This is a genomic window from Aquimarina sp. AD1, from assembly GCF_003443695.1.
Lineage (GTDB): Bacteria > Bacteroidota > Bacteroidia > Flavobacteriales > Flavobacteriaceae > Aquimarina > Aquimarina latercula.
Map to the genome: position 1 here is coordinate 569079 of NZ_CP031966.1, position 25922 is coordinate 595000.

At 32.5% G+C, this 25922-nt stretch carries 22 protein-coding genes, 1 tRNA gene and 1 rRNA gene (1 of these 24 only partly in view); 6 read left to right on the plus strand and 18 right to left on the minus strand.

All coding sequences use genetic code 11. The annotated features are described in order from the left end of the window. Window positions 1-74 precede the first annotated feature (74 nt). The 3 genes from D1815_RS02685 (at window position 75) to D1815_RS02695 (ending at window position 2524) form a co-directional block, all read left to right on the plus strand. On the plus strand, window positions 75-1376 hold the full coding sequence (locus D1815_RS02685; protein ID WP_118385839.1) for a cytochrome ubiquinol oxidase subunit I: 1302 nt from the start codon (window positions 75-77) through the stop codon (window positions 1374-1376). 3 nt (window positions 1377-1379) lie between these two features. Then, window positions 1380-2417, plus strand: coding sequence for a cytochrome d ubiquinol oxidase subunit II (locus D1815_RS02690; RefSeq protein ID WP_118385840.1), 1038 nt, complete (start codon window positions 1380-1382; stop codon window positions 2415-2417). Between the two features lie 32 nt (window positions 2418-2449). Continuing rightward, window positions 2450-2524 (plus strand) — tRNA-Pro (locus tag D1815_RS02695). A gap of 126 nt (window positions 2525-2650) precedes the next feature. On the opposite strand, the gene D1815_RS02700 is transcribed toward D1815_RS02695, so the two are convergent. Continuing rightward, complete coding sequence (locus D1815_RS02700; RefSeq protein WP_118385841.1) at window positions 2651-4060, minus strand: vanadium-dependent haloperoxidase; 1410 nt, start codon at window positions 4058-4060, stop codon at window positions 2651-2653. 391 nt (window positions 4061-4451) lie between these two features. Further along, on the minus strand, window positions 4452-4820 hold the full coding sequence (locus D1815_RS02705) for a DUF983 domain-containing protein (RefSeq protein ID WP_027394165.1): 369 nt from the start codon (window positions 4818-4820) through the stop codon (window positions 4452-4454). 162 nt (window positions 4821-4982) lie between these two features. On the opposite strand from D1815_RS02705, the gene D1815_RS02710 reads away from it, so the two are divergent. Continuing rightward, window positions 4983-5855 (plus strand): AraC family transcriptional regulator, encoded by an 873-nt coding sequence (locus D1815_RS02710; protein WP_233557602.1) that lies wholly within the window; start codon window positions 4983-4985, stop codon window positions 5853-5855. Window positions 5856-5937: 82 nt separating this feature from the next. Here D1815_RS02710 and D1815_RS02715 read toward each other — a convergent pair whose 3' ends face one another. After that, window positions 5938-6294, minus strand: coding sequence for a hypothetical protein (locus D1815_RS02715; RefSeq protein WP_027394167.1), 357 nt, complete (start codon window positions 6292-6294; stop codon window positions 5938-5940). A 127-nt stretch (window positions 6295-6421) separates the two neighbouring features. Here D1815_RS02715 and D1815_RS02720 point away from each other — a divergent pair, with 127 nt between their 5' ends. Beyond that, window positions 6422-7267, plus strand: a complete 846-nt coding sequence (locus D1815_RS02720) for an AraC family transcriptional regulator (protein ID WP_027394168.1) — start codon at window positions 6422-6424, stop codon at window positions 7265-7267. Window positions 7268-7364: 97 nt separating this feature from the next. On the opposite strand, the gene D1815_RS02725 is transcribed toward D1815_RS02720, so the two are convergent. The 15 genes from D1815_RS02725 to thrS form a co-directional block, all read right to left on the minus strand. Next, the gene (locus D1815_RS02725) at window positions 7365-8174 is read right to left on the minus strand and encodes an OmpA family protein (protein ID WP_108805564.1); all 810 of its coding nucleotides are present in this window, start codon (window positions 8172-8174) and stop codon (window positions 7365-7367) included. Between the two features lie 67 nt (window positions 8175-8241). Further along, window positions 8242-8682, minus strand: a complete 441-nt coding sequence (locus tag D1815_RS02730) for a hypothetical protein (RefSeq protein WP_118385842.1) — start codon at window positions 8680-8682, stop codon at window positions 8242-8244. A gap of 68 nt (window positions 8683-8750) precedes the next feature. Beyond that, window positions 8751-9998 (minus strand): PepSY domain-containing protein, encoded by a 1248-nt coding sequence (locus D1815_RS02735; RefSeq protein ID WP_118385843.1) that lies wholly within the window; start codon window positions 9996-9998, stop codon window positions 8751-8753. 162 nt (window positions 9999-10160) lie between these two features. Then, a complete protein-coding gene (locus tag D1815_RS02740) occupies window positions 10161-12491 on the minus strand; it encodes a TonB-dependent receptor (protein WP_118385844.1) in 2331 nt (776 codons plus the stop codon). 73 nt (window positions 12492-12564) lie between these two features. Beyond that, window positions 12565-13590, minus strand: a complete 1026-nt coding sequence (locus D1815_RS02745; RefSeq protein WP_118385845.1) for a transporter — start codon at window positions 13588-13590, stop codon at window positions 12565-12567. Window positions 13591-13752: 162 nt separating this feature from the next. Beyond that, entirely contained in the window at window positions 13753-14142 is a 390-nt protein-coding gene (locus tag D1815_RS02750; protein ID WP_091412896.1) for a hypothetical protein, read from the minus strand. A 269-nt stretch (window positions 14143-14411) separates the two neighbouring features. Further along, window positions 14412-15683: an adenylosuccinate synthase gene (locus D1815_RS02755; protein ID WP_118385846.1), complete on the minus strand. Its 1272-nt coding sequence runs from the start codon at window positions 15681-15683 to the stop codon at window positions 14412-14414. Further along, entirely contained in the window at window positions 15683-16150 is a 468-nt protein-coding gene (locus tag D1815_RS02760; RefSeq protein ID WP_027394175.1) for a Fur family transcriptional regulator, read from the minus strand. Before D1815_RS02760 ends, D1815_RS02755 begins: the two co-directional genes overlap by 1 nt. An 83-nt stretch (window positions 16151-16233) precedes the next feature. Then, the gene (locus D1815_RS02765) at window positions 16234-18441 is read right to left on the minus strand and encodes a bifunctional (p)ppGpp synthetase/guanosine-3',5'-bis(diphosphate) 3'-pyrophosphohydrolase (RefSeq protein ID WP_027394176.1); all 2208 of its coding nucleotides are present in this window, start codon (window positions 18439-18441) and stop codon (window positions 16234-16236) included. A 138-nt stretch (window positions 18442-18579) separates the two neighbouring features. Beyond that, window positions 18580-19812, minus strand: a complete 1233-nt coding sequence (locus D1815_RS02770) for a M48 family metallopeptidase (RefSeq protein WP_027394177.1) — start codon at window positions 19810-19812, stop codon at window positions 18580-18582. Between the two features lie 59 nt (window positions 19813-19871). Beyond that, window positions 19872-20681 (minus strand): RNA methyltransferase, encoded by an 810-nt coding sequence (locus D1815_RS02775; RefSeq protein ID WP_027394178.1) that lies wholly within the window; start codon window positions 20679-20681, stop codon window positions 19872-19874. 225 nt (window positions 20682-20906) lie between these two features. Beyond that, complete coding sequence (rplT, locus tag D1815_RS02780) at window positions 20907-21251, minus strand: 50S ribosomal protein L20 (protein WP_027394179.1); 345 nt, start codon at window positions 21249-21251, stop codon at window positions 20907-20909. Between the two features lie 140 nt (window positions 21252-21391). Further along, window positions 21392-21589 (minus strand): 50S ribosomal protein L35, encoded by a 198-nt coding sequence (gene rpmI, locus D1815_RS02785; protein WP_027394180.1) that lies wholly within the window; start codon window positions 21587-21589, stop codon window positions 21392-21394. Between the two features lie 68 nt (window positions 21590-21657). Further along, complete coding sequence (gene infC, locus D1815_RS02790) at window positions 21658-22173, minus strand: translation initiation factor IF-3 (protein ID WP_255411848.1); 516 nt, start codon at window positions 22171-22173, stop codon at window positions 21658-21660. Window positions 22174-22252: 79 nt separating this feature from the next. Then, window positions 22253-24199, minus strand: a complete 1947-nt coding sequence (gene thrS / locus D1815_RS02795) for a threonine--tRNA ligase (RefSeq protein ID WP_118385847.1) — start codon at window positions 24197-24199, stop codon at window positions 22253-22255. Between the two features lie 769 nt (window positions 24200-24968). Here thrS and D1815_RS02800 point away from each other — a divergent pair. Beyond that, window positions 24969-25922, plus strand: a 16S ribosomal RNA gene (locus tag D1815_RS02800) (it continues 568 nt past the right edge of the window).

The following is a 25922-nucleotide window of genomic DNA, read 5'->3' on the forward strand; positions in this document are numbered from 1 at the left end:
TTCTTCTTAGAATGGGCTTTGAGTCGTATCTTTATAGAGTAATTAGAATAGCATTCTTTCTCTAAAAATTTTCTATGGAAAACCTTGATGCAGCAAGACTCCAGATGGCATTTACCTTAATATTTCATATTGTTTTTGCATGTATTGGAATGGTAATGCCTTTTTTTATGGTGGTGTCACATTATAAGTGGTTAAAAACTAAAGATCAAATTTATTTAACGCTAACAAAAGCTTGGCAAAAAGGAGTGGCAATTTTTTTTGTTACTGGTGCAGTTTCAGGGACTGCTTTGTCTTTTGAATTAGGTTTGTTATGGCCAGAATTCATGAAGCATGCGGGTCCTATTATAGGAATGCCTTTTTCACTAGAAGGGGCAGCTTTTTTTGTAGAAGCAATAGCGCTAGGATTTTATCTATATGGTTGGAATAAATTACCAGAAAAATTTCATTGGTTTACTGGTGTTATAATTGGATTATCCGGAGTCGCTTCTGGAATTTTGGTTGTAGCAGCAAATGGATGGATGAATTCTCCTAGTGGATTTGATTATATAGATGGTCAGTTTTTAAATATTGATCCAGTACAAGCGATGCTAAATCCGGCTTGGTTTACCCAGGCATTACATATGACATTAGCTGCTTTTACAGCAACTGGTTTTGCTGTAGCAGGAATTCATGCGTATCAAGTATATAAAGGAAGAAAGGTAGCACTGCATACCAAAGCTTTTAAAATTGCATTAACATTCGGAGCGATTGCTGCAATATTACAACCAATTAGTGGAGATATATCAGCAAAAGATATCGCGGAGAGACAACCGGTGAAATTAGCGGCAATGGAAGCACACTACAATACAGAAAAAGGTGCTCCATTATATCTGGGCGGTATCGTTGATGCAGATACCCAAGTAGTAAAATATAAAATTGCTATTCCTGGGATGCTATCCTTTCTAGCGTTTGGAGATTTTGATGCTGAGGTTAAAGGGTTGAATGATTTTCCAGAGGATGAACGTCCGAATGTTCCTATAGTGCATTATGCTTTTCAGACAATGGTTGGTATTGGGGGAATATTGATGCTTGCGGGACTGTTATATTTTATTTCTTTAAAAAAGAAAAGATGGTTGAATAATAATAAATATTGGATACTCTTTGTTTTATTAGCTCCTCTTGGTTTTATAGCCTTAGAGGCTGGATGGATTGTAACGGAAGTAGGAAGACAACCTTGGATTATTCATAAAATAATGAGAACTAAAGATGCGGTGACTCCAATGCCAGGAATCGTTTTTAGTTTCTACACATATATAGTAGTATATCTAGCACTATCTGTTGCCGTTACTTGGTTGATGATTCGCCAAATTAAAGTTCTTAATGCCAAAAATGATTAGTTTATGTTGTATGTAGTATTATTCTTTTTGATATTTTCTTTGTATTTATATGTGGTTTTAGGAGGTGCAGATTATGGAGCAGGGATTGTAGAACTGTTTTCTTCAGAAGAGAATCAAAAAATAACAAAGAAAACAATTTATAGAGTAATGGGTCCTGTTTGGGAAGCAAATCATATATGGATTATCATTATGATCGTTATTTTGTGGATTGCTTTTCCTGCATATTACAATATATTGGTAGTTAATCTACATATTCCTCTAACAATAGTGTTATTAGGAGTTACGCTACGAGGAGTTGCTTTTGTTTTTAGACATTATGATGCGATAATTGATAATTCTCAAAAATTGTATGATGCTATGTTTAAAATATCGAGTTTGATTACCCCGATATTTTTAGGGATGGTATTTGGGGGATTAATTAGCGGTCAAATTCAGCTTTCCGAAGATGTGAGTAATTTAACTTTTTACGAGATTTTTGTAAAACCTTGGTTTAATGCTTTTAGTATTTTAGTGGGATTGTTTTTTGCAGCTTTATGTGCATTCTTATCATCAGTATTGCTTATTGGTGAATCTGAAGATGGAAAAGAAAATATTTATATAAGAAAAGCAGCCATAGCGACCATTGTAGTTTTTGTTATGGGTTTGATAACTTTTATATATGGATATGTCGATGATTATTTTTTTGTAAAGAATTTTATCACAGATCCTTATGCTATTGTATCCATGATAATTTCGGGAATATTATTAATACCTCTTTGGTTTACTATAAAAAAGGGTAGGAGAGTGCTAAGCAGACTTTTTGCTGGATTACAGGTTTTTTTAATTTTACTTGCTGCATTAATATCACATTTTCCTAATATTATTATTAGTAAAAATGGAAGTATAAGCTTATTAGATCAAATAGCTCCTGATAGTGTGATTAATGTACTAGGAATATCATTAATTATTGGTGGAGCGGTTATTCTTCCGGGTTTATTTCATCTCTTGAAATCGTTTAAAATGATTAAAATTTTAGAACAGAATAAGAACCCTTCTCTATAACAAAAGTATTTTTATATTTGTTTCCCAAATTTCGGGTAGTAGCTTAGTCCGGTTAAAGTGCTGGTCTGGGGGACCAGAGATCGGAGGTTCGAATCCTCTCTACCCGACAAAAGAAAATCCAATCATTACTGATTGGATTTTTTATCTCTTCTTTTATAAAAGATCATTAAAACAGAATACGTAGAAACTATAATATAAGATCAATTTATATTAGAATAAGTTTGAACATATGATTAGTTTCTTAATCGATATCTATTTACTGCATCGGATATTTCATACCCTAAACGATATCCTTCTGTACAATCGATCCTAATATGCACTCCTAGTGGAATTCTTGAAAAAGCATTTTCTTCGGCCATTTCTGTAAATGAATCAAATTGTCTTGGTTGACCTAAGAATTCTGTTCTACCTTCGTGTGTTCGATCCGTGAAATTAGTATCGTTTCCAAACTCATCTATGAATATTCCTGCAGCAGCAGAAGCAAATGTAGAGTGACCAGATGGGTATCCTGGGAATGTAGGGTTTGGCCAAAAAATAAATTTAAATAAGTTTGTTTGATAATCAGGGTTAATGAATTCTTGAATATAAACACTTGGTCGCATTACTAAATACTCATACTTATCAGCCCATGAAGAAACAGCTGCATCATTTAAAGAAAAACCTAGTTTAAGGAGCATAGCTAATGATCTATCATAATCAAGATCGTATTTTTCTATTAATTGATTAGCGATAGCAATTTGTCTTCCAGGAGGACTTACCATTAAACCTTCTACATCATCTGACCAAAATTCTGCGATCCATAATTCTTCATTATTTTCTTCTGCAGCTCTTGTACTTACTGTGTACACTTCATTCATTTCTGCAAAATAATCACTATTTGGATCTGTACTATAATTTAATGGTGGAGGAATACTAGTAGTTTCTTCAGAAGAAATTACAAAAGTTCTTACTTTTCCCCAGTAAGGAAATAAACCACGTTCTGGTTCTGCACTATAGCTCCATAAACCTGGACCAACAGGCGGTTCGTAATCAAGTGGTTGTGGTTCTAAAATTTGTGTTTCTGCTTCTGTATCCGTTTGACTATAAGCAATAACTTGTTTTGCTACGTGGGTTCCCCATTCGATAGAGTTTCTGATATCTCGTCGTCTTAATCTTTGCGAAAGTTGATCTTCATATTCAGATTGTAGTAGGCCTATCTTATTGTCTATAGATGGATCAATGTTATTCATAAAATGATCCATAACAATAGCGTAACATGTGTTTAATGCTAAGTCTAGACTGATATTTCTATCTCTTTCGCGATCATTTATTTGCAATCCATCCAGTCTATTTTCTATAGAACGATATCCTCTCATATCGTGCACAGCAGTTTCATATGCTGCTAAGTGTATATACGCTAAAGCTCTAGCGGTTGCATTAGGTCGCATCCCGAATGCGTATTGATCTAATTCGACCCATAAAGAGTTCCAGTCAGTGATCAAATCGATAGTGGTATCAGATTCATTAGGACCTTTGTTTAGATCATCAATGGTTTCAGTATCCAATGTTTCTGAGTCTATTTCTTCATTGTCATATGAACAAGATTGTATAAAAATAGCCGTAATAGAGAATACTAGTAGTATTCTAAAGTTTGATAGTTTCATAAATTGTATAGTTAATTGTTAGATTAAAAAACCGTGCTCTATCATTTCTGATTGGAGAATACGGCTTTCTAAATATTATTTCGACGTCAAATAATATTTAAAAAAGTAAGTGTCGAATTCTAAAATGATATTTATAATATCTTCACAATGTAGATTGATCCAAAATCAAAATTTCTTTAAATACTTAGCTAAGCGAATTCAAAAGAAATAACTTGATAATTACGACTAATATTGTTGAAGGAAATGGAGCTTTCAGTAGAACGTTTGTAAGTATTGCTAGATGACTTTTTATTTTCTGTGAATGGATGGTTTTATTCAGTGAAAGCTGTTTTTTTGCAAGTATACTAGCTGTTTACGGGTTGTTGTTTTATGTTGTATGTTAAACCCGTAGTTATTTATAACTCATAAAAAAGTTGATCCAAATGTTTCTAGATATTCTAAGAATTATGGGAAGAGAAACTATCATAACCGCTACAATTATGCAATAGGTTGGTATCAGGTTGATACCTAGTAAAAGATAAGACAGAATAAAGGCGGTGCCGGCAAATATAATACCTACTGGATAGCTAACATACATAGCTCCATAAAAAAAAGAAGGTTCAATTTTATATTTTGTATTACAAGAACTGCATCGTTCATTCATTTTTAGCGTATCCTTAATTAAATATGGATTTTTCTTAGAATACATACTTTCGTTTTGACAAACTGGACAAGTTCCTTTTATGATACTATAAGCTTTTGTTCCTTTTAAAAAATTCATCTGCTCTTAATTTGTAAGTTAACGACTTTTGTGATTTGTTACTCATTCTTAAAATAAAATGATTAAATGCATTATTTGATTACAAAATTAGTAATCCGTGTCGTTTTTGTTTTCATAGGTTTGTTGCATTTTTTTGTACTTTTAAGACATATATATATTTAAATGATCCCAATATTAAATATAACGCAATTTGATAAGGAAGAATCTTTAACCGATTTTTACAGTAATGATCTAAAAAATCATTTAATTAAAAACAAGAACATCTTTCATAAGCCACATAAGCATGATTTTTTCTTATGTGTGTTTTTTTCGAGAGGTTCTGGTCTGCACGAGGTTGATTTTGATTCTTATACTGTAAAACCGGGAAGTGTATTTTTTTTGATGCCTGGCCAGACACATTATTGGAAATTTCAAGAACAACCAGAGGGGTATATCTTTTTTCATTCTCAAGATTTTTATGAATTTCAGTTTTCTAACAAAAAACTTTTACGATTTCCTTTTTATTATTCATATAAAAACCCTCCTTATTTGTACTTAACTAAAGATGAGATGCCTGTAATTAAATCATATTTTGAACAAGTAAATTCAGAATATAACCAAACGTTGGTTTTTAATAAGGATAAAATAGTGAGTTTAGTAGATCTAATTTATATTGATTTATCCCGTTTGTATATTAATAGAAAGACGGAATGTTCATCATCAACTCCAACGTACCTAAAAACCCTCGCTTCTCTAGAAGTGGTTATAGAACAGTTTTATAAAAATGAAAAATCAGCTAAGTTTTATGCAGAAAAACTAAGCATTTCTCCAAAACATTTAAACAGAATTGCAAAAAACACACTGAATAAAACTACAACAGATTTGATAACAGAACGTGTCATGTTAGAAGCAAAACGATTAATAGTTCACTCTGATAACTCTTTGTCATTAATAGGGCAAAATTTAGGTTATGAGGACTATGCTTATTTTTCTAGGGTATTTAAATTAAAAACAAATAAAACACCTTTAGAATTTAGAAAGGAATATCGTTATTAACGTATTTACATATTAAGATCCAATCAATAATTGATTGGATCTTAATATGTATTGGAAGTTTTCTTTTTAAAAAGAAGATTTCTTATGCGTGATAATATCGCTCTCTATAGATTTTATTATCCTTCCATTCTGTTACTACTGTTTGTTCAGAAAGCATAGTACTTCCATCTTTAAGTTTCAGTTCCATAATAGCATCATAAAAAGAATGATTTCCGTTAACGGCGTAATTTCTAACCTCATATCTAATAAATTCAGAAAGCTGGTTATCAATAAAATCTTGTTCAAATTTTAAATTGAATTCCTTTCCTTTTTTAGGTTTGTCATTGCTTTCTCTTAATTCTACATCATCGTGTAAATAAGTTTCCATTGCTTCGATGAAAGCTCCCTTAGCTAATAATTGATGAACATGTTTTAAATTGGTTTCTATTGTAGTTTCCATATGTATTTTATTTAAAGATTAATTATATATGCAAAGTTAGTCTGGTAATAGAGGTTCTGTAATGATAATTATTCCTTAAGAATGGTAGATTTTTCTTTTTTGATAAAATTTATTTGTTAATTTGAATATGAGATTAGATTATTCAAGTATAAAAGATGAGAGCTCATTTATTCTTACGAATTTTAATTGTTCTTCATCACTAGATTTACTCAGAAATAAAGGGTTGTATAAGATTATATGGAGTAAAGATCATGAAGTGAGTTTTCGTATAGATGGATCTCTTATAGAATTACAAAAAGATCAAATTATTTTTTGTACTCCACTTAATGTATTAGAAATAGAAAACAATACGGATGGAATTATTTCGCTGGTATTTAATAGAGAATTTTATTGTATAAGGGATCATGATCAAGAAGTATCTTGTAATGGTTTTTTGTTTTTTGGTTCTTCAGTTCCGCAAATATTATCCCTTGATGAAAAAGAAAAAGTAAGTTTTTCTACGATGTTTGATTCTTTTAGAGAAGAATTTGAAAATAAAGATCAGATCCAAGGAGAAATGCTTCAGACACTTTTAAAAAGGTTTTTGATAAAATCGAGAAGATTAATTAAGGAAGACTTACCAGAATCTGAGATTCCGAATAACCAGTTAGACATAATTAGAAAATTTAATATTCTTATAGAACAACATTTTCGAGAAAAACATCAAGTAGCGGAATACGCAGAGCTGTTGTTTAAATCACCTAAGACACTGTCTAATTTATTTAATAAATACAGTGATAAATCGCCATTGGCAACAATTAATGAACGTATAGTGCTAGAGGCAAAAAGATTGTTGCTATATTCTGATAAAACATCAGAAGAGATTGCTTACGAATTGGGATATAAAGAAGCAGGACATTTTTCTAAGTTTTTTAAGAAACATACTACTATGAATCCAACAGAATTTAAAAATAGAAAACTCACTAATTCATAGTATAAGTTACTAAATTCTTAATCATGATAATTAAAAAGCCCAACTAGTAATTACTAGTTGGGCTTTTTAATTTGTATTATTAGATTCTTTTAAAAGACTAATTTTTCATATTATCTTTAACTAGGTTATAAAACTGATCAAATTTAGGATCAATTATAATACGAGTTATTGTTTCTATACCTTCCGTACCGTATTCACTTTTACCTAAAGATTCCATGCGTTTTGGATCTACTTTATAATCAGATTGAAGTACTCTAACTACTGATGCAGCTTGTCTAGAACTTAAATCCCAATTGTCAATTAGTTTTTTTCCATCAAGCTTTAGTGCATTGCTGTTTCCTTCTACTGTAATAGTAAGATTAGGATTTGCATTCAATGTAGCAGCTATTTTTTCTAAAGTTGGTTTCGCTTTATCATCTACAATATAATTTTTGTCATTTTCTCCAAAAAGAGTTGTATTAGGTAGAATTATAAATATAGTACTTCCGCTAATCTTTATATTATCGCCTCCAATGGCGTTTTTAAATTGACTAAATACAGCTAAATTCGTTGAATCATTAGCAGTAATAGCATCATTAATAACATTTAGTTGTCTATCTTTTGCTTTAATGATTTCTTGAGACGTTTGTAAGTTAGTAGCTTTTTTATTTGATAATTCAGTGAAACTATTCATGTTAGCCAAAAGACTAGCGTTGGTTTCTTTAAGATCAGCTACTTGCGCTTCCATAGTTTTAACCTTAGATTCGCTTACTCTTTCATTCTTTTTGGCTTCTGTGAGCTCTCCTTGGGTGCCTTTTAGTTCTTGTCTAAGCTTATCAATTTCCGCAATTAGGTCTTTCTTTTTTTGTGCATGTACAAACGAATTGGTAAATAATAGTACAGAGGCTAATAAAATAATTTTTCTCATTGGTTTAAGCGATTTGTTGCAGCAGCAAAAATAAAACAATTTTAGAAACTATATGTAGAAAGAAGAATTATGACTTTTTCAAAAGCTTTTCGGCATTAGCAATACTCAAATTAATTTGCTGTTTCAACTTATTAACTTTGATTTCTTCTTCTTGTAGCATTTTCATTTTTGCGGTGAACTTTTCCATGTCATCAACGGTATTTTCTTCACCGTGAGGAAATTTAGAGCTAAAATCACTCATCCAATCCATCATAAAATCATAAGAATCCTTAAGATCTTTTTGTGCTTTTTCATATGGTTTTCCAACGGAAGTGGTATCAATCTTAGGTTCCAATTCCTTTATTAAAGAGCTCATAGATCCCATTTTAGGCATTACTTCATCGTGTACGTCAATTACTTTTTGCATCAAAGCATCGAACTCTTGCTCTTCTTGAGACAATTTGTTACACGCAAAGTTTGTTAGAAGTCCGGTAATTAATATTAAGAAATATATGTTTTTACTTTTCATTGGTCTTGGTTTTTAATAGTTCAAATGTATTACTTTTTTGAATATGTATTATTCTGATATATTATAGATTAGGAAATTTTACGAGATTGTTTTTTTCTTAGGTATTCCATTCCTAAAATTAATAATAGACTTGCTCCAAATAATGGGAATACTAACGATAGTAGTATAAGTAGGATTATAATTCCATATCCAACTTTAAAAGATGAAGGAACTTTTGGAACTCCCCAACTTTTTTTTCGTTTTCTTAATAAATAAGATAGAATGGCTGATACACTCATTATGGTTAACGTGATCGCAGTAAGAAGAATTAACCACCAATTAACGATACCGAACTGACCTTGATGAAACGCCATAAACCACATTCTTGCGCGCATTAAAACTCCTACATCTTTCCAGGTAAGTTTTAGAATGGGTTCACCGGAGTATTGATCAAAATGTATTTTTTGTTGGGTGTTTAAATCAGAAGGATTAAAGTTAGATACACTAAATACCCCTTTAGGTCCTTTAGGAAAACTTACCGTTACCTCACCTGGAAGTTTTATAGTTTTTGCTTTTTGCACCATTTGATCTAAGGTTAATGGTGTTCCAGTAATATTCGATTTTAGTTGATGGCCTCTCCAGGTTGTTGGATATCCAGTATTTGTTAACTTTTGAACGGTTTTGAAATTTTCTCCAAAAATGTCTGTCCAAGGAAAACCTCCTAGTAAGATCATTACTAATAAAATAGATATCCAAAAACCCGAAATGGAATGAATATCTCTATAAAACGTTCTACGGTCTAGATTCGTTCTTGGTATAAAATATCCCTTTAATTTCCATCCCCTTTCTGGCCACCAAACATATAAGCCAGTAAGTATCAAAACAATCATCCAGCTTGCAATCAATTCGATGATTTTAGTACCAAATTTACCCATTAACAATTCTCCGTGTAATTTTCGAACCGTATGCATATCCGTTTGTTTGGCAACGATCTCACCAGAAACAGTACCCAAATATGGATTTATAAATAAACTACTCTTACCACCAAATCTGCCTGAGACAAACTCTGTAGCCTGTTTAGGTGAACTAGGTATAACAATAGAGTTTGGCTTTTTAATAGCTAGTTCATTAGCTATCTTCCATTGTTCTTGTAGGGAAATAGGACTATCTGTAACAACTACTTCTTTTATGTGTTTTTGTCTCGGAGTCTCATAATCAGATTTAAATAAATAAATAATTCCGGTAATAGAAAGTATAAGAATAAATGGAAGAGATATTAATCCTGCTATGAAATGCCATTTCCAAAGCCATTTATTAAGTTTTGAATTTTTTTTCATGATTTTATAATTATCAGAGGTTTATAAAAAGATCTACTGTCATTATTTCCTATTACCCCATAATAGAAAACAGTAAATACATACCAATTGTAGAGATGTCGACTCTTTAAACACATATTTAATATGACAGTAGATCATAATTATATTTTAAAACATCTGGTTTTAAAAATTATATCGAACTCCAAGATGAAAAGCTCTTGGATTTCCTATGGTGAAACTGTTTTCATTTCTAAATCGGTTATATGAAGCTCTTGCGGCATACAATTCGTCGAAAATATTTAAAGCGTGCCCCCATATTTCAATTCCTTTATAACTTAATGATGCTCTAAGGTTAAAAACGTTATGGCCATCATAAGTGGCTGTACTAAAAGAGCCATCATCATTTTCTACTTGATTCTCAAAGCTAGTATTATAGCTTCCTACAAGTTCGTGTTCTCCTGATATGCTAAAGCCAAGGTTTCCAAAACCCTTGCGATAGGTGATAGCAGAAGTCCCTAATAGGCTAGGAGCAGTTTCTCTTTCTGTGTCAGAATAATCTATACCCGAATCAAAAAAGTCGATATATTCATGCTTCGCATAACTACCGTTGTGTGAAATGGATAATTCTTTAAGGATTTTATAAGTAATGCCGTATTCTACTCCGTAAGATCTAGTCTTACCGGCATTTGTATTAAAGAAATTATCATCATCATCTCGAAGCGTAATAAGTGTGTTTTTTCCTTCTAAAACATATATTGAAGCATCTAAAGTAAGTTTTGATGGAAGCGAATAATACCCTCCAATTTCATAATTATTATATCTACTGGGTTTGATACCTTGTACTTGATTACGATTTCTATATAATGTGGATACTTGTGGAGGCGTAAACCCTTGAGAATAATTAGCGTAGATCCCAGTTCTATCGGAAAAATTATAGTTAATTCCTAATTTAGGAGTAAGATTATTAAAATTATCTACTGCATCTTCTACACCTACAGTACCATTGGCTTGATTGTCATAGTCATATTCGAATCCATCATATCGTATGGCAGCTGTAATTTTTAAAGGTTCTATTGGCGATATTTCATATTGTAGAAATCCAGCATAATTAAAAATATTTGCTTCATAATTCAATATAAAATCTCCTGAGTTGAGTATAAAGTCTGTATTCCTTCCTGTTTCTGTGTCAACAATAACACTAGTTGTTTCTGCTACATATTTTTGTGGAGAAAAATCACCTGTAGCACCTAGTATCAAAGAAGAGTTAGCAAAGTTGAAATCTAGTTTATGTTGTATTAAACCTACAAAACTCTTAAATTGGTTAGAGTTTACTTCTCCGGATCCAAATCCAGTCAATTGGCCTTGGTTTCTAAATTGGCGTACTCTGTACGATGGATTTTGATCCATTGTATTATCTCTAAAAATAAAATTGAAAGAGGTTTTGTTACGATCATTCCAGAATTTATCTAATGTCGTTCTTAGTCTAAAAGCTAAAGCTTCTCGTTCAGTAAAGGTTTGATCACTTTCGAAATTACCACCAAAATAATCAGACTCACTTAAAGAGCCAGTCATATCTGATCTGTAATCTACAATATCTAGAACTGTTGTCCATTTTGTAGTTGTAGAAAAATCATACACCGTCTTAAATGTAACAGCTAGTTTTTCATAATCACTATGTTCTATGGGGCCATTTTTTCGTTGTACATAATGTCCTCCTAAATAAAACCCAAACTTATCACTGGTTCTGTCAGAAACTTCTAATTCATAACGAGTTAATCCAATATCATTCGTCTGGAATCCTAAGCTACCACTAAGGTTTTCTGTTGGTTTTTTGGTGATAAAATTAAAACTACCTCCAATAGATTCACTACCGTAAATACTAGATGCGGGGCCTTTAAGTACTTCTATGCGATCATAAGAAATATCATTCATTTCTAATAATGCATTATGATTAAATACAGAGGTAGGTCGTATTTGCAATCCATCTTCGAGATACAAAAACAAAGCTTTTGTAGAAATAGGCGATCGAACCGCCATAAAATGCTGTTCATTGCTAGCAGCTCTAGAAGTAGACATAAAAACTCCGGGTACTTGATTCACCAATTGATCGATACCAAAAGCTTTTGTCTCTTCTATAGTTTTTGCGGATATAGTAGCGATAGATCCAGGAACATCAGAACGTTTCTGAATTTCTCTACTAGCAGAAGTCACAAAAACTTCTTCTAATGCTACGTTATCAAGGGATAAACGAATAATGTTAACACCACTAGTAAGAGAAACCGTTTTAGTTGTATATCCTAAAAAGCTAATGGTAACTTGATTTGAATTTTGAAGTGTTATTGTGAAGCTTCCATTGATATCACTCATCACTCCATTTGTAGTAGTATTAGATGCTATTATTGTTGCTCCTGGTAATGGATTGTTAGAATTATCTACAACTTTTCCTTGAAAAGATTGTGCGTAGCTATGAATTCCATAAACAAGGAATATAGCTAACATTAGTACGTTTTTCATTATATGTAAAATATAGGCAGGATCATCATTAAATAGATGAACACCTAGTTCGTTAATTATTTAAGTAAGTATGTTATAAGGCGTATTGAAAGCCTAACGTAATGGTTTCTTTATTTCTTAATTGTACTCCATTCATATTTTGGAATAATGGAATAGCAGCTTCAAAACCAAGACGAAGGTTCTTAAGACTCCCTTTAAAAGCATATAAATTAAAACCTAAACCTGCATTCGCATAGGTCATTCCGGAATTAGCAGTATCTGCTGTGATTACCATCATTGGATTTAGATCTGGATTAGTTCCGTTTATTTTATCAATAGCGCCAAATTCAAATCTTCCAGAAAAACTTAACCAATTAGTAGCAGTTATAGCTACCCAATTGTTTAAACTATATTTATTTCCTAGACGATATTCATTATCATTCTCATCAACCCTAAGTGTAGTTCTTGCCTGTGTACCAAACGAAAGAATATTCCATTGTTTTAAATAGGTTAGAGTAATTTCAGTATCCCAAGTTCCACTCCCAATTTGCATAGGATAGGGTAGTATCACTTCATTTGGAGTAGAAGCTGGAGTAACATCCTTTTCGTCAATACTACCGGTAGGTATGGATATTCCTATTTGACCGTGTAATTGTTGTTTGTTTTTGTTAAAGAATTTATATAAAGCCGCAATCTTTGTGTCGCCAAATCCAGAAGATTCTGTTGTAAATACTCCGTTCATAGCAGTAAGGTGATCCATTTCTTGTGATAGATAATTTACCATTGCTATCAAGGTTATTTTATCACTTGGCGCATACATCATTCCTAACATATGCATATTCATTGGCATACTTGTAGGCGTAACCATATATACATCATTAGGGCGTAACGCATTAGAGAAACCTACATTTTCACTGCCTCTGTTAAGGTCTTCCATATTCATATACATGTAGCGATAGCTAAACATGAATTCACCTTTTCCGTGTGTGTGATCTCCCATTACGGATATAGGAGCGTGTCCATCAGGTCTTGATCCTGACCATTTATTTTCTTTGCTTTCTTCCTGCCCAGATATAAATTGTGCTGTCATTATAATAATGACATAGATATATTTTTTCATTTGATAAATGATTTGTAGTTGTATAGCTGTTTATTCAAGAAATTATCACATACAGATATTGTAACTTGATTAAAACAACTTTAAATAAATAATATATAGAGTTGATCAACCTAGAATAATTCTTGGCCGATTTCACTAAAAAAAAGATCACTACTTAAGTGATTAAGAGAAAGAAACTTCTGGTGGGCGATCAATATTATTGGAAACATTTTTAGTGTGTAAGTGAATTGGTTTCCAATTAGAATTATCCTCAAAATAGAATTGAGAGATGTTTTTGATTTGAATTATATTGTCTTCAAAAAAGAGAGGAATAAAAGCTTCTACAATAACCGTTAAAGAACTGTTTTGGGTATCAGAAGTCGTCTTACTCATCTTCATTTGAGTCATTAGATAACATTTTCCGTTACAGTTTAATTTTGGCCTTTCTTTATTAACACAATATTTTTCTACAATGGTGTCAATATTTAACTGATAGTAGAGTACATTACTTATTTCTATTGCTGGTCTTAAAGCAAAAGCAATGAATATTAATATAGAAAAAAAGACTCTCAATTAAGGGTTTTTCAAATTCGCTGCAAATATACTATTCTTCTTAAAAGTAATATAAGATCTACTCTTAAAACTTACTAAAAGTATAGTTAATATATATAGCTAAAAAAGGTTTTGAATTATAATTAATCAACCATATTCCGGAATAGAAAATTTGGGAGGTTAATAAACAAACCGTTTGTATTCGAAGTGAGCTTTTGGCTTTATGAAAAAAAAATCCTCAAGCATTTTACTGCTTGAGGAATATATTTTATAATAATTTATGTGTAAAATTATCTATGAATTGTCTGAGTCCTATCTGGTCCAACAGAAACAATAGTAATTGGTGTTTCTAATTCTTTTTCCAAGAAATCGATGTATTCATTTAACTCTTTTGGAAACTCTGATTTATCAGACATTTTAGTAAGATCTTCTGACCAACCTTTCATTTCTGTATATACCGGAGTTACATTTTCTGGTTCAATATTGTAGGGTAGGTGAGTGATCGTTTCTCCTTTATATTTATAAGCAGTACATACTTTAAGAGTTTTGAAACCACTTAATACATCACCTTTCATCATCATTAATTGAGTAACACCATTAACGTGAACAGCATATTTTAATGCAACTAAATCTAACCATCCGCATCTTCGTGCTCTTCCGGTTGTAGCTCCAAATTCATTACCTACACGGCCCATAGTTTCTCCATCCTCATCAAACAATTCTGTTGGAAATGGTCCGCTTCCTACACGAGTGGTGTATGCTTTAAAAATTCCGAATACTTCTTTGATTTTATTAGGAGCAACTCCTAATCCTGTGCAAGCTCCTGCAGCAGTTGTATTAGAAGATGTTACAAAAGGATATGTTCCAAAGTCTATATCTAATAGAGATCCTTGTGCTCCTTCTGCTAATATTTTCTTACCATCTCTTTGTGCTTGGTATAGGTATTCTTCACTATCAATAAAAGTCAAAGATTTTAAAGTCTCTATAGCTGTAAAAAACTCAGCTTCTAATTCTTCTAAATCATATTCAATTTTTGCATCGTAGAAATCTATCATAGCTTCGTGCTTGTTAGCAAGATTTCTATAACGTTCTTTCCAATCACTTAGTTCTAGATCTCCAACACGGATACCATTTCTACCGGTCTTATCCATATACGTTGGTCCAATACCTTTTAGAGTAGAACCAATTTTTGCTTTTCCTTTAGAAGCTTCGGATGCTGCATCAAGAATTCTATGTGTTGGTAATATTAGATGTGCTTTTCTTGATATAACAAGTTTTGATTTATAATCTAAATTAAACTTAGCAAGATTATCTAATTCTTTTTTAAATATTACTGGGTCAATTACGACACCGTTACCTACTAAATTGATTGCTTTATCATGAAAAATTCCACTTGGAATCGTATGTAATACATGTTTGATACCATCAAATTCCAAAGTATGTCCTGCATTAGGTCCTCCTTGAAATCTCGCAATTATATCATAATTTTTTGTAAGAACGTCTACAATTTTTCCTTTACCTTCGTCTCCCCATTGAAGACCAAGTAATAAGTTTACCGCCATTAGTTTTCTTGATTAGTGGGTTTCTTTTTGGTTCCGTAGAAATATAGTGAGTGATTTGTAATTTCTACGTCAAAAATTTCTTCGATTGTTTTTTTTATGGATTGTATTCTTGGATCACAAAACTCCAGGACTTCACCACTATCAGTTAAAATAAGGTGATCATGTTGCCTGTCGAAATATGATTTTTCATATTGAGCCTGACTTTGACCAAATTGATGTTTACGAACTAGTTTGCAGTCTAATAAAAGCTCTATAGTGTTGTAGAGTGTTGCTCTACTAACACGATAGTTTTTGTTTTTCATTTTTATATAAAGTGATTCTATATCAAAATGTTCTTCACTTTCATAAATTTCCTGAAGTATAGCGTAGCGCTCAGGTGTTTTTCTATGACCATTTTCCTCTAGAAAACTAGTAAACACATTCTTAACGATATTCTGATCGTTTTGCGTAGTTGTTTTGGTACTCATAATGCTTAAAAAAGCAAATTTACATTATTTTTTACAAGTTCGAGTCCAAATTATAAATACTTATTAATAAAAAATAGAAAGAGCTATTCTCTAATTACTTTATCAATTCCATTTACCTTAGAAAGGTTTTGAATAACTGTTTTTAAGGTGTTTTTATTTTTAACACCTACAGTAATTTTACCTGTAAATACGCCATCATTTGTATCAAAGTTCATATTGTAGATGGCAAGATGCATATTATTGGATATGATTTGGGTCACTTCATTCACTACACCAATATTATCAATACCATTGAGTCTAATAACTGCTTTAAATACTTCTTGACTAGAATCGATCCATTTTGCCTGAATAATGCGATATGCATAATTACTCTGCAGCTGTAATGCATTAGGGCAATCTTTTTTATGAATTTTTATGCCCTCGTTAACTGTTATAAAGCCAAAAACATTATCTCCAGCTATAGGATTACAGCAATTGGATAGTTTGTATTCTAATTTTTCAGAATCCTTACCAAACACTAAAAGATCATACTTAGACGTAATTTCATCTTTATTTACATCTTTGGCATTTCCTCGTCGAATTTTATTTTTAATAAAATTCATGAAGACATTGCTACGCGTAGTAGCAAACTCTTTAATTTTTTGGTTATCAATAGTTCCGATACCAACCCTATAGAAAAGATCTTGACTAGTTTTGAGTTTAAAGTATAGAACCAGTTCGTTAACTACTTTTTCTCCCATGGTTATTTTTTGGGAACGTAGTTTACGTTTAAGAACTACTTTTCCTTCTTCGGCTATCTGTTTCTTTTCATCACGTAGGGCAGATTTAATTTTAGATCTTGCTCTAGCGGTAGTTGCATAATCTAACCAGTTTGAGGAAGGTTTTGATTTAGTAGAAGTAATAATTTCTACTTGATCTCCACTTTTAAGTTCATGACTTAACGGAACTAATTTATTATTTACTCTAGCTCCTCTAGTTCTCAGTCCAACTTCTGTATGTACACTAAAACCAAAGTCTAATGCTGTTGCTCCTTTTGGTAAGGATTTTAAATCTCCCTCAGGAGTAAAGACAAAGATTTCTTTTGCGTACAGATTAAGTTTGAATTCTTCGACAAAATCAACTGCGTTTGTTTCAGAATTTTCTAGTGCTTCTTGTAATCTATTTAACCAGCCATCAAGCCCTTGATCTTGTTTTTCTTCGGTGTTTTTATATTTATAATGCGCAGCATATCCTTTTTCTGCAATCTCATGCATCCGTTCACTGCGTATTTGCACTTCGACCCATTGACTATCAGGACCAATTACAGTTATGTGTAATGCTTCATATCCAGTAGATTTTGGTTGAGAAATCCAGTCTCTTAGTCTAATAGGATTAGGACGATAGTAGTCAGTAACGATCGTGTATATTTTCCAAGCGATGAATTTTTCGTTTTCGATATCATCTGCTTTGTATATGATTCTTATGGCAAATTTGTCATAAACTTCGTCAAATGAAATATTCTGTTTCAGAATTTTACGTCTGATTGAAAAAATTGACTTTGGTCTTCCTTTGATTTCATAATCTAAACCTTCTTTATCAAGTCCTTCTTTTATTTTATTAGAAAACCGTTTTATATAAGCATCTTGTTCTTCTTTACTTTCTTTAATTTTCTCTAAAATATCCTTGTAAACTTCAGGTTCTGTATATTTTAATCCTAGATCTTCTAATTCTGTTTTAATGTTGTAAAGCCCTATTCTATGTGCCAATGGTGCATAAATGTATAAGGTTTCCGATGCAATTTTAACTTGTTTGTCAGGACGCATTGCGTCCATCGTTTGCATATTGTGTAAACGATCGGCTATTTTAATAATAATCACTCTTACATCATCATTAAGAGTAAGTAACATTTTTCTAAAATTCTCAGCCTGAAGAGAGATATCCTTATCCTTTTTTAGAGAAGATATTTTTGTTAACCCATCCACAATACGAGCTACAGTCTCTCCAAACATTTGCTCAATGTCTACTAAAGTATATTCTGTGTCTTCAACTACATCGTGAAGTAATGCTGCGGCTATAGAAGTTGCGTCTAGTCCTATTTCACTTGCTACTATTTTGGCAACAGCAATAGGGTGGAAGATGTAGGCTTCTCCACTCTTACGTCTCTGATCTTTATGTGCATCTACAGCAATATCAAATGCCTGCCGTATTAATTTTTTATCGTCCTTACTAAGGTCTCGATAACTAATACGAAGCAATTCCTTGTATTGCTTAGCAATTTGTTTGTTTTCCTGTTCTATAGCGGCTTCGGTCATACTATAAAGTTTACTTTGAAAGCCTGTTTTAATGTGATTGTGTGCTTACTTAACGGTTAAAAATAATTGATTCTAAACATCGAGTAAGAGTTAAAAATACAATTAAGAATTGTAACCACCAAGACTATCTTACCTCATTTATTTGCGTATATTTTTAATCCTTTGTAAAAGAGTCGGATGCGAGTAATGAATAAACACCATTGCTGGATGAGGTGTTAGATTACTTAAGTTGTTTTTAGATAATTTTTTCAAGCTATTTATCAAGGCTTCACCATCATATGTACTTTTAGCATAGTCGTCTGCTTGGTATTCAAAAGCACGGGAAACAACATTCATGATAAGCCCAGTTATCTCAGATATTGGACTGTACAGAATTCCAAAAGCAACTAATCCAATATGAAATGAAGGTATTTCTACACCTAATGCTTCCGAAAGAAGTGGATTCGCAATGAACAAAGATAAAAACCATAACGTTACTCCTGTGAGTAAAATTGATAATAGAAGATTCATTATTACATGACGTTTTTTATAGTGGCCAACCTCGTGAGCTAATACCGCTACAATCTCTTCTTTATTAAGGTCTTTAATCAGTGTGTCGTATAATGTGATTCTTTTTTCACTACCTAAACCAGAAAAATAAGCGTTCGCTTTAGTACTTCTTTTTGATCCATCAATTACAAAAATATCTCTTAATTGAAAACCAACATTATTAGAGTATTCTTGAATTGTATCTCTTAATTCTCCTGGTTCTAAAGGCGTTTGTTTGTTAAATAATGGAACTATCAATTTAGCATAGAACATATTCATGGCTAATGTGAAAATAGAAATTAATGCCCAAGCATAAACCCAAAAATATTTTCCAGTAATTTCATAAAACCACAGAATTAATGCTAAAAGACCACCTCCAACAATGATCATCATAATAATGCCTTTGATTTTATCGATAAAAAAAGTTTTGATAGTTGTTTTATTAAACCCGAATTGTTCTTCTATAATAAAGGTTTTATAATATGCGGCAGGTGTCGATAAAATGTCACTGCTAATCATTATAATACCAAAAAATAGAAGTCCTACAATAATAGAATTGTTTGAAAAACTTCTTGCTATAGCATCTACCCAAGCAAAACCATCTAAGTAAAAGAACATAAGCATAATGCATAAGGAAACTAAAGAAGATATTAGCTTAAACTTGTAATTCGCTTTTTTATAAGCTATTGATTTTTGATACTCATCTTCAGGGTATACATCAGAGAGTTCATCAGGGATATCGTTATTATAATGTCTGGCGTTTAAAATATCCAGTAAAGAATCTATTAGAAATACTATTACAATAATAGCAATCAATAGTTGAAAGAGCGTGTTTGACGTCATTTTTATAGGTTTGTAGCTTTGGGATTTGTAGGTTTAGTAAGTTAATGATTTTTTAAGTATCACACAACAAAATCACGTTGTCGTTTTGCTTCAAAAATTAGTATTCCTGCTGCTACTGAAACATTCATTGAATCTATAACACCACTCATTGGGATTTTAATATTTTGTGTTGTGTTATTCAACCACTCATCGGTTAAGCCCTTATCTTCTGTACCAACGACAATGGCAGTAGGTTTAGTATAATCTTGTGTGTAATAATTTTCAGAGGATTGTAATGCAGCTCCATATATATCAATACCTTGACCAGTAAGAAAGGAGATAATTTCAGAAGTGGATCCAGTTGCTACATTATTAGTAAATACACACCCAACGCTTGATCTAATTATATTTGGGTTGTAGATATCTGTTCTAGGATTTGCAATTAGAACCGCATCTACTTTTGCAGCATCCGCAGTACGTAATAACGCACCAATATTTCCCGGTTTTTCTGGGGATTCTGCAACTAAAATTAATGGGTTTTTTGTTTCAAGTACTAAGTGCTGAAGTGATATTTCTTTGCATTTTGCAATTGCTATAATACCTTCTGTTGTAGATCGATGAGATAATTTTTGGTAAATCTCTAAAGTAATTTCAAATAAATCAATAGGGTCATTAGCTTTTTTTAGAATTCCTGTAATTTCTTCAGAAGTGATAATGGATGGGCAATAATATATATGTTCTATTTTATATCCGCCAGAAATTGAAAGGGAGATTTCTCGTCTTCCTTCAATAAAAAAACGATTTTCCTTTTTACGAATTCTGGATTTTTCCTTAAGCTGATTTAAGAATTTTATTTTTGGATTTTGTATACTGGTAATTTGTTTAAGCATAGAGGCAAATATACTAAGACGAGTGTTAAATGAATTATAGAAAAGGTATTTTTACGAAGCTAAGATTGTAGTGTGTAAGTATGTTAACGCTATATACTAATTATTGGTTAGTCATATAGATAAGGTATTAAATTTTAGTTTTTTAATAGATGCTTTTAGAAATGCAAAAACCCCATCGTAATGATGAGGTTTTTACTATAAGTGAGAAAATATTTTATTTAAAAATTACTTTACTTTTTCTACAATTGCTTTAAAAGCTTCTGGGTTGTTCATCGCTAAATCGGCAAGAACCTTACGATTCAATTCGATATTATTAGCTTTTACTTTTCCCATAAATTGAGAATAAGACATACCGTGTATACGAGCACCCGCATTAATACGAGTAATCCATAAAGCACGGAAAGTTCTTTTTTTGTTTCTGCGGTCTCTATAAGCATATGACATTGCTTTATCAACTGCATTTTTCGCTACTGTCCAAACGTTTTTACGACGTCCGAAGTAACCTTTTGCTTGCTTAAGAACTCTTTTTCTTCTAGCTCTTTTCGCAACAGAATTTACTGATCTTGGCATAATTTTAAATTTTTTAGTAGTAGGCGGTCAATAAATTGACTCTTCGTCTTTTTGCTAATTTGAGTTCTAAATATTAGATCTCTAATTTCTAAAGGCCCAACTCCTGGGTTTGTAATAATTTTAACCTGATTAAAAAGCGATTACTTTAAACGTAATTGTTCTTTAATACTATTTTCATCGCTTTTGTGCACTAACGTAGAGTGCGTTAAAGCTAGCTTACGCTTTTTAGATTTTTTTGTCAAAATATGACTCTTAAAAGCGTGCTTTCTTTTGATTTTACCAGTACCGGTAAGCTTGAAACGCTTCTTAGCACTGGATTTTGTTTTCATTTTAGGCATTGTATCCTTGTTTTTATAATAATCTCACTTATTATCTTTAGAGCTTTTCTTTAAAAAAAGCTTCTTTTTTATTTTGATTTCTTTGGAGCAATGAACATAATCATTCTCTTACCCTCTAATTTTGGCATTTGCTCTACTTTACCATAATCTTCTAATTCTTGGGCTAATCTTAATAATAAGATTTGACCTTGATCTTTATAGATTATAGAACGACCTTTAAAGAAAACATATGCTTTTAATTTAGCTCCTTCACTTAAGAATTTGATTGCGTGTTTTTTCTTAAACTCGTAATCATGTTCATCTGTGTTAGGTCCAAATCTAATCTCCTTTATTGTGACCTTAGTCGCCTTGGTTTTAAGAGCTTTGTCCCTTTTTTTCTGTTCATATAAGAACTTTTTATAGTCCATTATTTTACAAACAGGAGGTACCGCTTTTGGAGAAATTTCTACAAGATCCAATTCTTGCTCTTCAGCAAGTGCCAGTGCTTTTTTGGTTGGATATACACCAACTTCTACATTGTCGCCTACAAGACGTACTTCGTCAACCCTAATTTTGTGATTGATTCTGTGAGCATCTTCTTTAATTACTCTTAGTGGTTTCTGAGACCTTCTTCTTCTTATTGCTATGACTTAAAAATTTAAATTAAACTTAAAATTTATTTTATTATCCGTTAAATGGTTTTAACGTTCTACTTATTTCTTCGGTGATTATTTCAGTGAACTTTTCAATACTAATCGCTCCAATATCTTCTCCACCATGTTTTCTAACAGATATTGTGTTATCTTTTTCTTCTTGCTCCCCCACAATAACAATGTAAGGAATTTTTTTCATTTCTGCCTCTCTAATTTTTTTACCCATAGTTTCATTTCTATGGTCAGCAAGGGCGCGAATTTCGTTATTTTCTAACAAATTTAAAACTTTTTCAGCGTATTTTTCATATTTCTCACTGATTGATAGGACAATAACTTGTTCAGGCATTAACCACAAAGGGAAGTTACCAGCTGTATGTTCTAATAAAATAGCGATAAATCTTTCCATGCTACCAAAAGGAGCTCTATGGATCATTATTGGTCTATGCATTTCGTTATCACTGCCTTTGTATTCAAGATCAAAACGTTCTGGTAGGTTATAGTCTACCTGTATAGTTCCTAATTGCCAACTTCTTCCTAAAGCATCCTTTACCATAAAGTCAAGTTTAGGTCCATAAAAAGCAGCTTCACCGCTTTCAATAACATAATCAAGACCTTTGTCTTTTGCAGCACTTATAATTGCGTTTTCTGCTTTTTCCCAGTTTTCAACATCTCCAATGTACTTTTCAGGATTATCAGGATCTCTTAATGATACTTGTGCGGTAAAATTTTCAAAACCTAAAGAACCAAAAACGTATAGAACAAGGTCTATAACCTTTTTGAACTCATCATCTAATTGATCAGGTGTACAAAATATATGTGCATCATCTTGTGTGAAACCACGAACTCGTGTAAGTCCATGAAGTTCACCACTTTGTTCATATCTGTAAACGGTCCCAAATTCTGCGTACCGTATAGGTAAATCTCTATATGACCAAGGTCCACTCTTGTATATTTCACAATGGTGAGGACAATTCATTGGCTTAAGCAAGAATTCTTCACCATCTGCAGGAGTATTTATTGGTTGAAAACTATCTTCCCCATATTTTGCATAATGACCAGAAGTAACATATAATTCCTTTTGACCAATATGAGGTGTTACCACCATTTCGTATCCAGCTTTTTTCTGAGCCTTTTTTAAGAACTGCTCTAAACGTTCACGTAAAGCTGCACCTTTAGGTAGCCATAAAGGTAATCCTTGACCAACCCTTTGTGAAAATGTAAAGAATCCTAATTCCTTTCCAAGCTTTCTATGGTCACGTTTCTTAGCTTCTTCTAATAGTGCGAGGTGTTCTTTAAGTTCTTTTTGTTTTGGGAATGAAGTTCCGTAAACTCGAGTAAGTTGTTTGTTTTTTTCGTCACCTCTCCAATACGCGCCAGCAACACTCATTATTTTAACGGCTTTGATCAAACCAGTATTAGGAATATGTCCTCCTCTACATAAATCAGTAAAAGTATCATGATCACAGAATGTGATAGTTCCATCTTCTAGATTCTCTATCAATTCTAGTTTGTATTCGTTTCCTTCCTTTTTGTATTTAGCGAGAGCATCAGACTTAGAAACGGATCTCATTTTAAATTCATGTTTTCCTCTAGCAATTTCTAACATTTTGTCTTCAATTGCTTTAAAGTCTTTTTCAGAAATAGTTTTGTCTCCTAAGTCTACGTCATAATAAAAACCATTGTCTATAGCTGGTCCTATAGATAATTTAACTCCTGGGTATAATTCTTCTAAAGCTTGTGCAAGAACATGAGAGGTAGAGTGTCTAAAAGCTTGTTTCCCTTCTTTATCTCTCCAGGTGAATAAAACCAAATTTCCATCGGTAGTTAGTTCCGTTGAGGTTTCGATAATAGTGTTATTAAATTTTGCCGAAATAACATTTCTTGCAAATCCTTCACTAATGTCTTTTGCGACATCCATAGCAGTGATACTTTCACTGAACTCTCTAACCGAACCATCCGGTAATGTAATCTTGATCATTATTCTTTAAATTATTAAGACACAAAGATAATACGATAATAAAATCCTCACAATAATTAAGGACTAGATTTATCAAAATATTAATATGCTATTGTTTGCTGTAGATGCCAATTTAATAGATGTTTTAAGTTGTTTTATTAATGTGGTATAATAATAAGGACAGGTTGTTATTTAATTTGATATTATTGTTTTGATTTATTGTGGATTGTTTTCTATTTTTTTGTTTGTGTAAACCGTATGTTTCTAGGTTGTTATAAAAAGATTAAAATTTTCTTCAAAAAAGTTGTTGTTGATTAGAAAAAGGGTTGTATGTTTGCACCCGCAAAACGGGATATTGTTTTGTTGTGTTCATTGAGATTGATTTTGTTTGTTTGAGTTAGGTTTTACTGAGGTTTAGATGCTTTTGTAGATTTGGTTCAGGTTCTAAAAAAAACTTTATTTTTTTCAAAAAAGTTTTGTGGAATTAAAAAGAGGTTGTATATTTGCACCCGCTTTGAGAAACAAGCGAAGTTCATAAGAATAAAAGTTGTACTGGAGTAGAGTGATTAGGTTCATTTATAGGGTTCGATTCCTTGTTAATTTTCGATTAACGACTGGCAATGAAGATTGTTTTCAGTTAGTTAAAAAAGTTCATTGATATATTGATTGACAGCGCGTATTATGGTTGTATTTAATTACGATCATATTACAATAAGAATTAAGACTAGAAGCATTTTTGAGATACGATTTAAAATTCCTGTTGTTATTGTTAAATAATATTTAAGAATACACGATGAAGAGTTTGATCCTGGCTCAGGATGAACGCTAGCGGCAGGCTTAACACATGCAAGTCGAGGGGTAACGTGAGTGCTTGCACTTGACGACGACCGGCGCACGGGTGCGTAACGCGTATAGAACCTACCTTATAGTAAGGGATAGCCCAGAGAAATTTGGATTAATACCTTATAGTATGATAAGATGGCATCATTTAATCATTAAAGATTTATTGCTATAAGATGGCTATGCGTTCTATTAGCTAGTTGGTATGGTAACGGCATACCAAGGCAACGATAGATAGGGGTCCTGAGAGGGAGATCCCCCACACTGGTACTGAGACACGGACCAGACTCCTACGGGAGGCAGCAGTGAGGAATATTGGACAATGGAGGCAACTCTGATCCAGCCATGCCGCGTGTAGGAAGACTGCCCTATGGGTTGTAAACTACTTTTATAGAGGAAGAAACAGTTCCACGTGTGGAACTCTGACGGTACTCTACGAATAAGGATCGGCTAACTCCGTGCCAGCAGCCGCGGTAATACGGAGGATCCAAGCGTTATCCGGAATCATTGGGTTTAAAGGGTCCGTAGGCGGGTCTGTAAGTCAGTGGTGAAAGTTTTCGGCTCAACCGGAAAATTGCCATTGATACTGCAGGTCTTGAATCATTATGAAGTGGTTAGAATAAGTAGTGTAGCGGTGAAATGCATAGATATTACTTAGAATACCGATTGCGAAGGCAGATCACTAATAATGTATTGACGCTAAGGGACGAAAGCGTGGGTAGCGAACAGGATTAGATACCCTGGTAGTCCACGCCGTAAACGATGGTTACTAGCTGTTCGGACTTCGGTCTGAGTGGCTAAGCGAAAGTGATAAGTAACCCACCTGGGGAGTACGTTCGCAAGAATGAAACTCAAAGGAATTGACGGGGGCCCGCACAAGCGGTGGAGCATGTGGTTTAATTCG